16 protein-coding genes are annotated in these 12,578 nt (G+C 61.7%); 8 read left to right on the top strand and 8 right to left on the bottom strand.

From position 1 onward, the window contains the following. Positions 1-4 precede the first annotated feature (4 nt). Positions 5-814: a class I SAM-dependent methyltransferase gene (locus RUGAMON1_RS11305; RefSeq protein WP_445230597.1), complete on the bottom strand. Its 810-nt coding sequence runs from the start codon at positions 812-814 to the stop codon at positions 5-7. A 73-nt stretch (positions 815-887) separates the two neighbouring features. On the opposite strand from RUGAMON1_RS11305, the gene RUGAMON1_RS11300 reads away from it, so the two are divergent. Genes RUGAMON1_RS11300 through RUGAMON1_RS11290 form a run of 3 tightly spaced genes read left to right on the top strand, consistent with a single transcriptional unit; the run spans position 888 to position 1,851 of the window. Then, positions 888-1,280 (top strand): helix-turn-helix domain-containing protein, encoded by a 393-nt coding sequence (locus tag RUGAMON1_RS11300; protein ID WP_445230596.1) that lies wholly within the window; start codon positions 888-890, stop codon positions 1,278-1,280. A 50-nt stretch (positions 1,281-1,330) separates the two neighbouring features. Next, positions 1,331-1,591 (top strand): DUF4160 domain-containing protein, encoded by a 261-nt coding sequence (locus RUGAMON1_RS11295; protein WP_445230595.1) that lies wholly within the window; start codon positions 1,331-1,333, stop codon positions 1,589-1,591. A gap of 5 nt (positions 1,592-1,596) precedes the next feature. Further along, the gene (locus tag RUGAMON1_RS11290) at positions 1,597-1,851 is read left to right on the top strand and encodes a DUF2442 domain-containing protein (RefSeq protein ID WP_445230594.1); all 255 of its coding nucleotides are present in this window, start codon (positions 1,597-1,599) and stop codon (positions 1,849-1,851) included. Between the two features lies 1 nt (position 1,852). On the opposite strand, the gene RUGAMON1_RS11285 is transcribed toward RUGAMON1_RS11290, so the two are convergent. The 3 genes from RUGAMON1_RS11285 to RUGAMON1_RS11275 form a co-directional block, all read right to left on the bottom strand. Then, complete coding sequence (locus RUGAMON1_RS11285) at positions 1,853-2,773, bottom strand: restriction endonuclease (RefSeq protein WP_445230593.1); 921 nt, start codon at positions 2,771-2,773, stop codon at positions 1,853-1,855. A 135-nt stretch (positions 2,774-2,908) separates the two neighbouring features. Further along, positions 2,909-3,040 (bottom strand): hypothetical protein, encoded by a 132-nt coding sequence (locus RUGAMON1_RS11280; RefSeq protein ID WP_445230592.1) that lies wholly within the window; start codon positions 3,038-3,040, stop codon positions 2,909-2,911. Between the two features lie 3 nt (positions 3,041-3,043). After that, a complete protein-coding gene (locus tag RUGAMON1_RS11275) occupies positions 3,044-4,003 on the bottom strand; it encodes a LysR family transcriptional regulator (RefSeq protein ID WP_445230591.1) in 960 nt (319 codons plus the stop codon). Between the two features lie 29 nt (positions 4,004-4,032). Between RUGAMON1_RS11275 and RUGAMON1_RS11270 the strand changes: the two genes are divergently transcribed. Next, entirely contained in the window at positions 4,033-4,932 is a 900-nt protein-coding gene (locus tag RUGAMON1_RS11270) for an NmrA family NAD(P)-binding protein (RefSeq protein ID WP_445230590.1), read from the top strand. A 76-nt stretch (positions 4,933-5,008) separates the two neighbouring features. Here RUGAMON1_RS11270 and RUGAMON1_RS11265 read toward each other — a convergent pair whose 3' ends face one another. After that, positions 5,009-6,415, bottom strand: a complete 1,407-nt coding sequence (locus RUGAMON1_RS11265; protein WP_445230589.1) for a DEAD/DEAH box helicase — start codon at positions 6,413-6,415, stop codon at positions 5,009-5,011. A 371-nt stretch (positions 6,416-6,786) separates the two neighbouring features. Between RUGAMON1_RS11265 and RUGAMON1_RS11260 the strand changes: the two genes are divergently transcribed. Continuing rightward, the gene (locus RUGAMON1_RS11260) at positions 6,787-7,590 is read left to right on the top strand and encodes a thioredoxin family protein (RefSeq protein WP_445230588.1); all 804 of its coding nucleotides are present in this window, start codon (positions 6,787-6,789) and stop codon (positions 7,588-7,590) included. 174 nt (positions 7,591-7,764) lie between these two features. Next, positions 7,765-8,421 (top strand): DUF642 domain-containing protein, encoded by a 657-nt coding sequence (locus tag RUGAMON1_RS11255; RefSeq protein ID WP_445230587.1) that lies wholly within the window; start codon positions 7,765-7,767, stop codon positions 8,419-8,421. A 147-nt stretch (positions 8,422-8,568) separates the two neighbouring features. On the opposite strand, the gene fabI is transcribed toward RUGAMON1_RS11255, so the two are convergent. Further along, on the bottom strand, positions 8,569-9,360 hold the full coding sequence (gene fabI / locus RUGAMON1_RS11250; RefSeq protein ID WP_332855625.1) for an enoyl-ACP reductase FabI: 792 nt from the start codon (positions 9,358-9,360) through the stop codon (positions 8,569-8,571). A 197-nt stretch (positions 9,361-9,557) separates the two neighbouring features. Beyond that, a complete protein-coding gene (locus tag RUGAMON1_RS11245; RefSeq protein ID WP_445230586.1) occupies positions 9,558-10,955 on the bottom strand; it encodes a transglycosylase SLT domain-containing protein in 1,398 nt (465 codons plus the stop codon). A gap of 226 nt (positions 10,956-11,181) precedes the next feature. Between RUGAMON1_RS11245 and RUGAMON1_RS11240 the strand changes: the two genes are divergently transcribed. Further along, positions 11,182-11,739 carry a DUF1415 domain-containing protein gene (locus tag RUGAMON1_RS11240; RefSeq protein ID WP_445230585.1) on the top strand — a complete coding sequence of 186 codons (558 nt, stop codon included), beginning with the start codon at positions 11,182-11,184 and terminating at the stop codon, positions 11,737-11,739. After that, positions 11,739-11,927 (top strand): DUF1289 domain-containing protein, encoded by a 189-nt coding sequence (locus tag RUGAMON1_RS11235; RefSeq protein ID WP_116989744.1) that lies wholly within the window; start codon positions 11,739-11,741, stop codon positions 11,925-11,927. The genes RUGAMON1_RS11240 and RUGAMON1_RS11235 overlap by 1 nt, the downstream gene beginning before the upstream one ends. A gap of 64 nt (positions 11,928-11,991) precedes the next feature. On the opposite strand, the gene RUGAMON1_RS11230 is transcribed toward RUGAMON1_RS11235, so the two are convergent. Continuing rightward, positions 11,992-12,501 (bottom strand): DUF1993 domain-containing protein, encoded by a 510-nt coding sequence (locus RUGAMON1_RS11230; protein WP_445230584.1) that lies wholly within the window; start codon positions 12,499-12,501, stop codon positions 11,992-11,994. Positions 12,502-12,578: the final 77 nt, after the last annotated feature.

Here is a 12,578-nt window from a genome sequence, read left to right as displayed (position 1 = left end):
ACGCTCAGCGGGCGCTGGCGCTGACGTTCCACAGCGCTGCGGTAAAGCGGACCTGGTCGCCGTGCACGTAGGGCTCGAAGCCGGCGCGCACCGCTTGCGCCACTTGCTGGCGGGTGTGCTCGTCCGCCGTTTGCAGCGCGCGGCCTACCGGGCCGAGCTGGGTCAGGTATTGGTATAAACGGTTTTCGGGGAAGCTGCACACCACGTCCAGCGGCGCGATGCCGATGCCGCGCCAGCCGCTTTGTTCGAGGATGGCGTGCAGGCGTTGCCGGTTGGCCAGGCCGAACTGGCCGGGTTCGCCGGGCCGGCGGACCGGCAGGCCGGGCAGCAGGCCGGCCGCGCTGCGCTCGGCGGCGGTCATGAAGGGATTTTCCTCGGGACTGCGCCAGACGACGGCGTGCAAGGTCGCGCCCTCGCGCGCGGCCTGCCGCAGCTTGCCGAAGGCGGCCAAGGGATCGTCGAAGAACATCAGGCCGAAGCGGGAGACGATGGCGTCGAAGCTGGCGCTGTCGAAGGCATGCTGTTGTGCGTCGTCCTGGATGTAGCTGATGTTGGACTGCTGGCCCCTCGCTGCTGCGGCGGCCAGCATCGGCGCGGAGACGTCGATGCCGGTGCAGTGGCCGTCCGGACCGAGCCGGCGCGCGATGGCGTGGACGATGCCGCCGGTGCCGCAGCCGACGTCCAGCACCCGCAGGGCTTCGGCAGGGATGGCCTGGACGATCAAGTCCTCGATGGGCTGGTACATCCGGTCGAGCATGTCTTGCGCGGCGACCCAGGTGTTGCCGGCCACGCCGTTCCATAGTGATGCATCCATGATGTGTCCTCTCGCTTGTGTTCAAAAAGTGAAAGTGCTACTGTGCCACTTCAAGTCAACTTGAGGTCAAGCGATGGCGAGTCTGGACATAGCCGAAGTGGCGCGGATATCGGGCATGCCGGCATCCACGCTGCGATTTTACGAGGAAAAGGGGTTGATCGCCGCGATTGGCAGGCGCGGTTTGCGCCGCCTGTTCGATGCGGGCGTGGTCGAACGGCTGGCGCTGATCGCGCTGGGCCGCGCTTCCGGCTTTACGCTGGACGAGATCGCGGGCATGTTCGGCGCCGACGGCGACCTGAGCATCGACCGCCACTTGCTGACCGCCAAGGCGGACGACCTGGACCGCACCATCAAAAAACTCACCACCATGCGCGACGGCCTGCGGCATGCGGCCGTGTGCAAGGCCGCCAGCCACATGGAGTGCCCTACCTTCCGCCGGATCTTACGGATCACGTCAAGGAAGTGAGCGAGCTTTTGCTATACTGATTTTGAGTTCATACGTCGGAGCGGTGAGCCATGCCTACGATTAGCATCTTTTACGGACTTGTGATCCAGATGTTTTTCCGGGATCATCTTCCACCGCATTTTCACGTGAGGTATGGTGAATTTAAAGCCACGATCGATATACGGAAACAGGAACTGATGGGCGGCCGATTGCCTCCCAGAGCACTAGGTTTGGTGCTGGACTGGACCGACTTGCATCAAGATGAACTATTGGAAAATTGGCGTCTTTGTGAATCCATGCAGGCTCCCAACCCAATATCGCCACTGGAGTAACACCTATGGAATGGGATGTCGTCGATGTGAAGCTACAAGCTGAACATACTCTCTGGGTGCGATTTAAGGATGGAGTTGAGGGTGTCGTTAAATTCAACCCATCTGCTTTTCGGGGAGTCTTTGCTCATCTGCGTGACCATGCACTGTTTGACCAGGTAGCCGTGGTGGATGGCGTCGTTACCTGGCCGGGCGAGCTTGACCTGGCGCCGGATGCTATGCACGACGAGATTCAGCGTAAGGGGTGCTGGATTTTGTCCTGAACTACAGTGTGTTCAGGTGGTAGTGGTCTTGCAGGTGAAATTCCAGTGGATTAGTTCGGCTTATGTGACAGTCGGCAGGCCCCGGAGTGTGGGCGAATTGAGCGTAGCGAAGCATATCGAAGAATCGATTTGCATCCACAAGACTTATGGGGATGACTGTTTCCGTACTTTGTTGTGCAGCTCGGACCGCCCCCTTGCTGAAGCGCGAGGTGGACACAAATACTCCGCGCGTATAACCCCCTAAAACCAAGGCTCCTAAGAACGCTCGGATTTGCTCGACTTCTACTGTATTTTTTTGCCTTTTGACCTGAATACCTACGTGGTTACCTGCTGCATCCTCCAATACTGCATCAATCCCACCGTCGTTTGTGTATGCGGTTGCAACTACCTGACGCCCAAAATCACTGAAGACGCTTGCCACAGTTAATTCCAGCAATCTAGGATGCATCGTTGTCCTTGCATCAAACTTCCATCGCAGATACTGGCGCACCTCCCGAAGTGGTGCAGTGATATCGGTGAGGTCCAGGTCTTGTAGGGTTGACATTGATGCTAATGTTACGACCCAATGCTGCCATTGTTGGGCCGCCAGCACCGCCCGGTCTTCTGCAATCCACCAACCACATTCAGGGCAGATATGAAGACAGGTTTTTCGTTCGCAAATTTCGCCGCTGAGTTCCGTTTGTGGACTGCCTACAGGTGCTCCCGGAAATTCCGGGTCGTGAGTCATAAAGCTATGAGCCGCTTCAAATTTGGAGAACGGTACATCCCATAAGTCCGGATCATGGTAATCGTCTGTGCCGCTACCACAGTAAGCACACTTCACCTCATCTTCATCCTCGGAGCATGGCCACAATCGAGGTAGTTCCAAGCTCACAATTGAGGGAGGGATGATTGACTGGACATGTTGTCTGGCTATTTTCATGGTTACTACCTAATCGGAGCCCACGTCGTAACCATTCTGGATCAAATTTTCGAAATGCGTCGCTGCAAACGCAAAGCGCCCCGGTTGGCACTGATCGCGATCAGGCCAGCGGGGGCGGGCTTTTAATTCAGCGAACTAGCGATTGACGGTTTCCGTAGCGGCGGCGTGTTCCGTCGGTGCTACGTGGGCTGCTGCTGGCTTGTAGTCTTCGATGACGTTGACCGGAATCCGCTGCTTGGCGAAGCGTTCGATACGTTTGACGTTCATGCTTTAGAACGACGCGACGACGTCGACCAGCTGTTGCCTGACCCAGACATGGGCTGGGTCGCGGTGGAAGCGTTCGTGCCAGATCATGGCTGGCGACAAGGGCGCCACTTGTAACGGCAGATCCAGTAGCGCTAGCGGCAGCGTTTTCGCCAGCTGGTGCGCCAGACGGCCAGGCAGCGTGAGTATCATGTCGCTGTCCGCCACCAGCATCGCACCGGCAAGAAAGTGGGGGACCCGCAGCGCGACCTGGCGGGTGAGCCCTTGTGTCGAGAGCGCCACGTCGACCGCGCTCTCGCCCACGCCGGAAATGGTCACGGCAATGTGACGCAAGCTCACATAGCGCTCCAGACTGAGTCCGTCCGCCAGGCCGGGATGATCGGACCTCGCCACGCACACAAGGTTGTCGGCGTACAGGCCGCGTCGATGGAAACTGCCGGGCAGTGCCTTGAATATGCCCAGCGCCAGATCTGCTCCCCCTTGTTCGATCAGACGCACGTTGTCCCCGACAGGTTGGGCGATGTGCAGACTGAGCGCAGGCGCGTGGCGCTCGAAGCGGGCCATCAAGCCAGTCAGTACCATCAGGCTCAGGTGATCATGGGCGGCGATTGTGATGCGTCCCGTTGCCGAGGCGGGATCGAAAACGGCCGGCGAGATCAGGCCCCGGGCATCGTCCAGCAGCTTGGCCACCGGAACTGCCAGCGCCTCGCCACGCGGCGTCAGTTCCAGGCCGAGCTTGCCGCGCACCACCAGGCGGTCACCCAGCATCGTGCGCAGTCGCGCCAGCGCGCGGCTGGCGGCTGGCTGGCTCAGGCCCAGCTGGAGACCCGCCTGCGTGACGCTGCGCTCCCGAACCAGCGCTTCGAACAGTTTTAACAGGTTGAGGTCGACTGTAGATAAATCCACTTGGTGCATGTTGGCTATCACTTTTATGTCATTGGTGAATATCGGGCCATCATGCACCATTCGGTTTCATCTGAATAGGAGATTTCCGTATGACTGCTTCCTTCCCCCTTCCTTACGTTGTGTTCGGCGTGACCGGACGTACCGGCGCCGCTGCCGCCGATGCGCTGTTGCGCTCCGGCCAGTCGGTGCGTGTTGTGGTGCGCGATCCGGCCCAGGGCCGGCCATGGGCCAAACGCGGCGCGGAAGTTGCCGTGGCCGACCTGACCGACCTCGCCTCGATGGTCAAGGCGCTCAGTCGGGTCCAGGGCGCCTATGTCGTCAGTCCGCAGCACTACCAGCGTGAAGACTTGTTCGAGCGGGCGGATTTGATTGCCGATATCACGGCGCGCGCAGCGCTGGCGGCGGAGGTGCCAAGGCTGGTGGCGCTTTCTTCGGTGGGCGCCGACCGTGAAAGCGGAACCGGATGGATAGGGATGAACCGCATGTTCGAACAGCGGTTGGGCGCAACCGGCGTGCCTGCCACCTTCCTGCGCGCGGCCTATTTCATGGAGAACTGGATGCCGTTGGTCGGCTTTGCGGTGCGCAGCGGCGTGCTGCCGACGTTTCTGGCGCCGGCACAGCGAACCATCCCGATGGTGGCGACTGTCGATGTCGGCAGCGCCGCAGCAGCTTTGCTGCAAGAAGAAAGGACGGGGACTAGCGTCGTCACGCTTGCGGGTCCCCAGGACTACTCCCCGAGCGATGTCGCCGCGATTATTTCAGCCGCGCTCAGTAAGCCGGTCGACGTGGCAGCCTTGCCGGAAACAGCGTGGGCCAATGCACTGGCGGACGCCGAGTTCTCAAGGGCAGCCCTGGCTGGTTTCGTCGAAATGACCCGTGGCCTCAATGGCCCGCATATCGACATCAACAGCGATCCGCACGCGGTCGAATGGGCGGGAGCGACGACGCTAGAACAAGTCATCGTCGAACTGGTGCGGCGCCAGCGGTAAGCCCAATGCAAAAAGCCCCCGTTGGCACTGATCGCGATCAGGCCAACGGGGGCTTTTTAATTCAGCTGACTACCGATTAACGGTCGCCGTAGCTGCGGCGTGCGCCGTCGGTGCTGCGTGGGTTGCTGCCCTTGTAGCCGCCGCCGGTGGTGCTGCCTTCTTTGCGCGGTGCGCCTGGCTTGCTGAAGGTGCGCTGGCCGGATGGCTTGGCGCCGCCACGGTTGTCGCCTGGTTTCCAGCCGCCTGGACGTGGAGCCGAACGGGATGCCGACGCGGTCTTCTTAGGCTCGTAGCCTTCGATGACGTTGACCGGGATCAGCTGCTTGGTGAAGCGTTCGATGCGCTTGACGTTCATGCCTTCAGCGTGGTTCACCAGCGAGATCGCCAGACCGTTGCGGCCAGCGCGGCCGGTACGGCCGATGCGGTGCACGTAGTCTTCCGGGAACTTCGGCAGGTCGTAGTTGAACACGTGGGTGATGGTCGGCACGTCGATACCGCGGGCGGCGACGTCGGTGGCGATCAGGATCTTGACCTGGCCGCGGCGCAGGCTGTCCAGCGTGCGGTTACGGGCGCCCTGGTGCATGTCGCCATGCAGTGCGGCGGCCGAGAAACCGGCGATGTTCAGACGGTCGGCGATGGTGTCGGCGTCACGCTTGGTGGCGGTGAAGACCACGGCCTGGTCCAGCGAGTCGTCGCGCAGCAGGTGATCCAGCAGGCGATTCTTGTGCGACAGATCGTCGACGAAGTGGACGCGCTGGGTGATGTTTTCGTGCTTGTTGGCGGCGCTCAGGATCTGGATCACTTGCGGATCCTTGGTGATGCGGCGCGCCATGTTGCCGACGACGCCGTCCAGCGTGGCCGAGAACAGCATGGTCTGGCGGGTCGATGGGGTAGCGTCGACGATTTTTTCGATGTCGTCGATGAAGCCCATGTCCAGCATACGGTCGGCTTCGTCCAGCACCAGGATTTCCAGTTGCGAGAAGTCGATCTTGCCCGATTCCATGTGGTCGATCAGACGGCCTGGGGTTGCCACCAGAATCTCAGGATTCTTGGCCAGCAGTTGCATCTGTTTTGGGTAAGGCATACCGCCCAGGATCGACACTGCTTTCAGACGACGCAGGTTGACGCTGTACTTGTCGGTATTGGAGGTCACTTGCAGGGCCAGTTCGCGGGTTGGGGTCAACACCAGCATTTTTGGCTGTGCAGCTTTGAAACGTGGGCGCTCGCCACGGGCACGGGCGGCTTGCATTTCTTGATTCGGAGTCTTGCCGGCGGCTGCCGGGTCGATCTCGGACAAACGGTGCAGCGACGGCAGCATGAACGCTGCAGTCTTGCCGGAACCGGTTTGCGAGGAAACCAACAAGTCCTTGCCTGCGATAGCGGCAGGGATGGCCTGCTGCTGTACTGGAGTCGGCGCGGTGTAGCCGGCGTCGGTCAGGGCTTTAATGAGGGACGTGTTGAGACCAAGTGCTTCAAATGTCATGCTGTTCTTTCGTAAAAAACCGGCGTTCGTGCAAAAGCCGAACGCGAAATAGCTACGCCTACCAAAACGAAATGACTCAATCAAAATCGAAAGAAATTTCGGCACAAAAGCTTTGCGCCGGGACGGTGTCAGGTGCGACACCAAAGGCGGGAGGGCTTTAATAGCGACATCAGGGTGATGCGCTAAGGCTTGCGAAGCTGCTAGTAATACCTGGCTGATCAATCGGCGCTGCTTTTGTTGCAGCGCGCTCACTGCAGCGCACAGGCGACACTATACAGCAGTTAGTCTGGTCTGTATAGGTCAATCCCGGTCTATTGTGCAGTGCCGCAGTTACTTTCGTGATAACTTTGTGTATTTGAGTGGAGCGGACGATGCAAATTCGATGGGGGTGGATGGCGCTCATGTGCGCGGCGGCGCAGGCTGCGGCGGCGCCGGTGGCGGAGTTGAAGCCGGATCAACTGGCGGTGTACGTCGCCGGCCATGAGTACGTGGTGGTCCAGTTGACCTCGCCCGATCCGGGCTGCGGCTACTGCAAGGGCGCCGACAAGATTTTCGACCAGGCCGCCGCCGCGCCGCATCGGCCGGCGCTGGCCTATGTGCGCGTGCAGTGGTCGCCGTGGCGCCAGATCCCCGATTTCGGCAAGCTGATGCCGGTGTACGGCGTGCCGATGCAGTACGTGTTCAAGCAGGGCAAGCTGCTGGGCGATGTCAGCGGCCGGCCGGCGGGCGCGCAGGACTTCCTGGCGAAGGTCGACGAGGTGATTGCCGATCCTCCCGCCAACCGCGCGGCGGTCGAACCGGCCGCCGCCACGCCGGAAGCGCCGTCCGCGCCGCTCAGTGATGCCGAGCAGGGCGCCTTGCGGCAGATGATACGGCGGGATTCCCTGAAGCTGGTCACCGGCATGTGCGCCAGCCGCTACACCGAGCACGCCAAGATGTATCAGGACGCCTTGCAAGCCTGGAGCGGTGCCCGCCAGGCGGGGCTGAAGCAGGCCGCCACGCTGATGCTGGCACGCACCAGCGGCGCCGATGCGGCAGCCATGGGCAAGTTGGTGGACGCGGAGCAGAAGGCGATGCAAGCCTGGCATACGGACAAGCTGGGCCTGTCGATGCAAAAAGCGCCGACGATGGCCGATTGCGACAAGATCGCCGCAGGCCTGAAGGATTTGCCCTGAGTGCGCATGGTCGGCCGAATTAGTCGCGCCCGGCTTGCAAAATGACAGTGTGCGTGCGGCTGCACAGTTCGCATGCAACGCTTGATGATGTGTAAATTGCAATTTATACTGCTCAGGTTGGAAGTCGCCTGGCAGTTGCGGGCCGCAACGTAACCAATCATCTCGGGGGAAACCATGAAACTGAAATCGACTTTGCTGGCCGCTGCGCTGGCGCTGGCCGCGCACGCTGGGGCGGCCGAGCTGATCACCAACGGCAGTTTTGAAGCCGGCGCCATCGTCGTCAATCATAGCGATCCTGGGGCGCAGCAGCTGCTGAGCGGCGATAGCTCCGCGCTGGCCGGTTGGACCGTCATCGGCGGCAACGATATCGCCTGGATCGGCCTGGGCAATCCGTATTCGATCACTGCATCGCAAGGCAATAACTTCCTCGACCTGACGGGCTGGCACGACCAGAGTTCCACCGGTGGCGGCGTCAAGCAGACCATCGCCACCACGGCGGGCGCTTCTTACACGCTGAGCTTCGACATCGGCAATTCGAGCAACTACAACTTCGGCAGCAACGACAGCCTGTTCGTGACGGCCGGCAACGTGGTGGGTCAGCAGGTCTGGACGTCGACCTCCAACCTGGCCAGCTCCTGGGACCATGTGACGATGTCCTTCGTGGCTGGCGGCGCGACCACCGACGTCTCGTTCGCCGGCGGCCAGGCTGTGTGGTACATCGGCCTGGACAACGTCAGCGTAACGGCTGCGGTGCCGGAACCTTCGTCGGCGCTGATGCTGGGCGCCGGCTTGCTGGGCATGGCGGCCTGGCTGCGTCGCCGCCGCGCCTGAAAATCGCGGGGGTCAGATCTGACATTCGGACACGGGCTCCGCCGTAGCGGCCGTTACGGCGGAGCCCGTGTCCGAATGTCAGATCTGACCCCCAATGAAAAACGCCCTGCATGCAGGGCGTTTTGCTTGGGCGGGGCAGGATGCGGCTTAGGTGTAGTCTTCCGCGTTCAGGCCCATGACGTGCGAGAAGCCGCCGTCGACGTAGGTGATCTCGCCGGTGATGCCGGAGGCCAGGTCGGACAACATGAAGGCGGCGGTGTTGCCCACTTCTTCAATGGTGACGTTGCGACGCAGCGGCGCGTGCGACGAGGCAAAGCCCAGCAGCTTGCCGAAGTCCTTGATGCCGGACGCGGCCAGGGTCTTGATCGGACCGGCCGAGATGCCATTGGCGCGGATGCCCAGCTTGCCCAGGTTTTCCGCCAGGTAGCGTACCGACGCTTCCAGCGATGCCTTGGCCAGGCCCATGGTGTTGTAGTAAGGGATGGCGCGCACCGCGCCCAGGTACGACAGCGTCAGCAGCGACGAGCCTTCCTTCAGCAGCGGCAGCGCGGCCTTGGCCATCGCCGGGAAGCTGTAGGCCGAGATGTCGTGGGCGATGCGGAAGTTTTCGCGGGTCAGGCCGTCCAGGAACTCGCCGGCGATCGCTTCGCGCGGCGCGAAGCCGATCGCGTGCACCAGGCCGTCCAGTTGCGACCAGCTCTGGCCCAGGTCGGCGAACAGCGCGGCGATCTGCTCGTCGCTGCCGACGTCGCAGTCGTAGACCAGCTTGCTGTCGAACTCGGCGGCGAATTCGGTGATGCGGTCCTTGAAGCGTTCGCCAACGTAGGTGAACGCCAGTTCGGCGCCTTCGCGATGGCAAGCCTTGGCGATACCGTATGCGATGGAACGGTTCGACAGCAAACCAGTGATGAGGATTTTTTTGCCTTGCAAGAACGCCATAGTGACTCCGATTGCAACTGCGCGCCGTGGCTTGCCCTGGTGGGCTGGCTGGCGACGTCAGTGGGGTTGTGTGTGTGTGAGAGGCGCGTTGCCGGCCGCTGCAAGACCAAGATTGTAGGGCGAGTAGGCCGCGACTGCAACCTTTGATCGCAGCCGCAGCCCCGGCGGCATGCGCTCAAACCGGGGCCGGGCCTCGCTTAATCGCGGTTTTTGTGGTGTTTGCCCTTGACGGCGTCGCGCGAGACGCGCGCCTTGACCAGCGCCACCGGACTGGACTTGGCGGCCTTGCCGCCCTTGGCCAGTTTGTAGCCGGACTTGCTGGTGGTGCGCTCGCGCTCGGCCTCGAAGGCGACGGTGGCGTTGCGCTCCACTTCGGGCGAGATGTCGATGCTGGCCGAGGTCGAAATCTTCGGCACCAGGATGGTGGAGCCGGCTTTCAACAGGGTCTTTTGCGGGATGTTGTTGGCTTGGCGTATCACTTCCGGCGTGGTGTGGAAGCGCGACGCCAGGGTGCCGATGCTTTCGCGGGCGGTGGTGATCTTGTGCGTGGTCCAGGTCGACAGCTCCTTGCCCCATTGCGCCAGGTTCAGGTGGAACTTGGCGGCGTTTTCCTTGGGCAGCAGGATCTTGGTCTGCTCGTCGCCGGTGATGACCGGACGCTTGAACTGCGGGTTCAGCGCCTTGAACTCGTCGACCGACAGCTCGGCCAGGTGGGCGGCGATGGTCAGGTCGATGTCGCTGGTCTTGTCGACGGCGGTGAAGTAGGGCGTGTTGTCGATGGCCGGCAGGTTCAGGCCGTACTGGGCCGGATTGGCGATGATGTTCTTCACCGCCTGCAGCTTGGGCACGTAGTTGCGGGTTTCGGCCGGCATCAGCTCGGCCAGGCTTTCGAAGTCGGTCGGCTTGCCGGCGGCCTGGTTGCGCTTGATGGCCTTCTGCACCGAACCTTCGCCCCAGTTGTAGGCGGCCAGCGCCAGCTGCCAGTCGCCGAACATGTCGTACAGGCGCTGCAGATAGCTCAGCGCGGCGTCGGTCGAGGCCAGCACGCCGCGGCGCTCGTCCTTGAAGGCGTCCTGCTTGAGGTTGTAGTCGCGGCCGGTGCCCGGCACGAACTGCCACATGCCGGCGGCGTTGGCGCTGGACAGGGCTTGCGGGTTGAACGCGGATTCGATGAAGGGCAGCAGCGCCAGCTCGGTCGGCATGCCGCGCTTTTCCAGCTCGGTGACGACGTGGAACAGGTAGCGCGAGGCGCGCGCCGTGGTGCGGCTGATGTATTCGGGACGGGCGGCGTACCAGTTGACGTGCTTGGCCACCAGCTCGTTGTTGATGTCCGGAATGGCGTAGCCGCTGCGGATGCGGCCCCAGACGTCTTTTTCGCGGAAAGCGTCATCCTCGGCTGCTTTGGCCGGTTTGTTGACTTTCAGGGAGGAGACATCGAGGGCGGACGACTTGGGCAGGGCGTTGGGCAGGGCGGACAGCGGCAGCGGCGCCGCCGGCGGCAGGCCCGGTGCTTCATCGTAGGCCTGGCTGATCGCCGGCGCCATCAGGGCCAGCAGGGTCGCCAAGGCGGCGGATTTAGAAATACGTGCTTGCATAGTTTTCCATTGTTATCGACGAGCAACATCGAGCGGACTATGAATAAACGTGGAGTGTACGAAGGTCGGGTTAGCGAGTCAAGAAATATGTCAGCTGGATGACTAATTCTTTTCCGCAATAATTCCATGTAAATAAGGCGGAGATCGCCGCAAAATGGCTGAAGTATGAGTTCCCGCAAAGAATGCGTACAATTCTGCTTTTGAGCAGTCACCAAGGAATTGAACTATGAGTAAGCCCGCCATCGATCACGACGCCGTCGTCGCCGAGACCGTCAACTGGGTGGAGAAGGCCGTCATCGGCCTGAACCTGTGTCCGTTTGCCAAGGCCGTGCATGTGAAGCAGCAGATCCGCTACGTGGTGTGCGAGGCGGACACGCCGGAGGCCTTGCTGGAAAAGCTGATAGAAGAGCTGGAATACCTGGCCGAGGCCTCGCCGGAAAAGGTCGATACGACCATGATCATCCATCCCAACGTGCTGGCCGACTTCGAGGACTACAACGAGTTCCTGGACGTGGCCGACGCCGCGCTGGAAGACCTGGAGCTGGACGGCATCCTGCAGGTGGCCAGCTTCCACCCGGACTACCAGTTCGCCGACACCCACAAGAACGACATCGAGAACTACACCAACCGCGCGCCGTACCCGACGCTGCACCTGCTGCGCGAGGACAGCGTGGAACGCGCGGTGGAGGCTTTCCCGGAAGCGGGCGACATCTTCGAAAAGAACATCGAGACGCTGCGCGCCCTCGGCCATGACGGCTGGGACAAGCTGATGCAGGTGAAATGATGGCCGACCTGCCGGTACGGCCGGATACGCCCTGCGTGGCGGTGTGCTCGACCACCTTCGACGAGATCTGCCGCGGTTGCGGCAGGTCGGTGGTCGAGGTGGCGCACTGGGTGTCGATGAACGCCGAGCAGAAGGAGCTGGTGTGGCAGCGCATCCTGGCGCAGGGCTACCCGCGCCGGAACACGTAAACCCCGCAAGCATGGGGTCAGACCCCGTACGGGGTCTGACCCCGGTGTGGCTCGGGGGTGGGTATTAATAGGTGCCGATGAAGTTCTTCTTGCCGATGTCCAGGCCGTTGTGGCGCAGGATGTCGTAGGCCGTGGTGGCGTGGAAGAAGAAGTGCGGCAGCGCGTAGTGGAACAGATAGGTCTGGCCGGTGAAGTGCTTGGTCTTCTCGCCGCTGCCGGTGGTGATTTCGCGGGTCTCGCTGCCTTCGATGGCGCTGGCCGGCACGCTGTCGATGTAGACCAGGGTCTTGACGATGCGCGCTTTCAGTTCGGCGAAGCTGGTTTCGGTGTCTTCGTACGACGGCACTTCCAGGCCGCCCAGGCGGGCTGCGGCGCCTTTCGAGAAGTCGCAGGCGATCTGGATCTGGCGGGTGAACGGCAGCATGTCCGGGAACAGGCGGAATTGCAGCAGCGCGTTAGGTTCGATTTTTTTCTCGGCGGCGTGGGTTTCAGCCTTGTCGAGGATGACCAGCAGGCTGTTCAGAATTTGCTTGAACACAGGAATGGAAGCGGAATACATGGAGAAAGTGGTCATGGCAAGGCCCTCTGTTGAATTGAGCCGCGATGATAGCCTGCCTGTGGGTTTTTTGCTTGGACCATGACTTTTCGATG

The organism is Duganella rhizosphaerae (genome assembly GCF_040364205.1).
Taxonomy (GTDB): domain Bacteria; phylum Pseudomonadota; class Gammaproteobacteria; order Burkholderiales; family Burkholderiaceae_D; genus Rugamonas; species Rugamonas rhizosphaerae.
This window is presented reverse-complemented; position numbering and strand designations above follow the sequence as displayed.

Coding starts and splice junctions, on each gene's coding strand:
- RUGAMON1_RS11235 (WP_116989744.1), top strand. CDS start 11,739: ATGGCCGACCTGCCGGTACGGCCGGATACGCCCTGCGTGGCGGTGTGC.
- RUGAMON1_RS11280 (WP_445230592.1), bottom strand. CDS start 3,040: ATGAACGTCAAACGTATCGAACGCTTCGCCAAGCAGCGGATTCCGGTC.
- fabI (WP_332855625.1), bottom strand. CDS start 9,360: ATGGCGTTCTTGCAAGGCAAAAAAATCCTCATCACTGGTTTGCTGTCG.
- RUGAMON1_RS11290 (WP_445230594.1), top strand. CDS start 1,597: ATGGAATGGGATGTCGTCGATGTGAAGCTACAAGCTGAACATACTCTC.
- RUGAMON1_RS11300 (WP_445230596.1), top strand. CDS start 888: ATGGCGAGTCTGGACATAGCCGAAGTGGCGCGGATATCGGGCATGCCG.
- RUGAMON1_RS11275 (WP_445230591.1), bottom strand. CDS start 4,003: ATGGTGCATGATGGCCCGATATTCACCAATGACATAAAAGTGATAGCC.
- RUGAMON1_RS11295 (WP_445230595.1), top strand. CDS start 1,331: ATGCCTACGATTAGCATCTTTTACGGACTTGTGATCCAGATGTTTTTC.
- RUGAMON1_RS11285 (WP_445230593.1), bottom strand. CDS start 2,773: ATGAAAATAGCCAGACAACATGTCCAGTCAATCATCCCTCCCTCAATT.
- RUGAMON1_RS11270 (WP_445230590.1), top strand. CDS start 4,033: ATGACTGCTTCCTTCCCCCTTCCTTACGTTGTGTTCGGCGTGACCGGA.
- RUGAMON1_RS11255 (WP_445230587.1), top strand. CDS start 7,765: ATGAAACTGAAATCGACTTTGCTGGCCGCTGCGCTGGCGCTGGCCGCG.
- RUGAMON1_RS11240 (WP_445230585.1), top strand. CDS start 11,182: ATGAGTAAGCCCGCCATCGATCACGACGCCGTCGTCGCCGAGACCGTC.
- RUGAMON1_RS11230 (WP_445230584.1), bottom strand. CDS start 12,501: ATGACCACTTTCTCCATGTATTCCGCTTCCATTCCTGTGTTCAAGCAA.
- RUGAMON1_RS11245 (WP_445230586.1), bottom strand. CDS start 10,955: ATGCAAGCACGTATTTCTAAATCCGCCGCCTTGGCGACCCTGCTGGCC.
- RUGAMON1_RS11305 (WP_445230597.1), bottom strand. CDS start 814: ATGGATGCATCACTATGGAACGGCGTGGCCGGCAACACCTGGGTCGCC.
- RUGAMON1_RS11260 (WP_445230588.1), top strand. CDS start 6,787: ATGCAAATTCGATGGGGGTGGATGGCGCTCATGTGCGCGGCGGCGCAG.
- RUGAMON1_RS11265 (WP_445230589.1), bottom strand. CDS start 6,415: ATGACATTTGAAGCACTTGGTCTCAACACGTCCCTCATTAAAGCCCTG.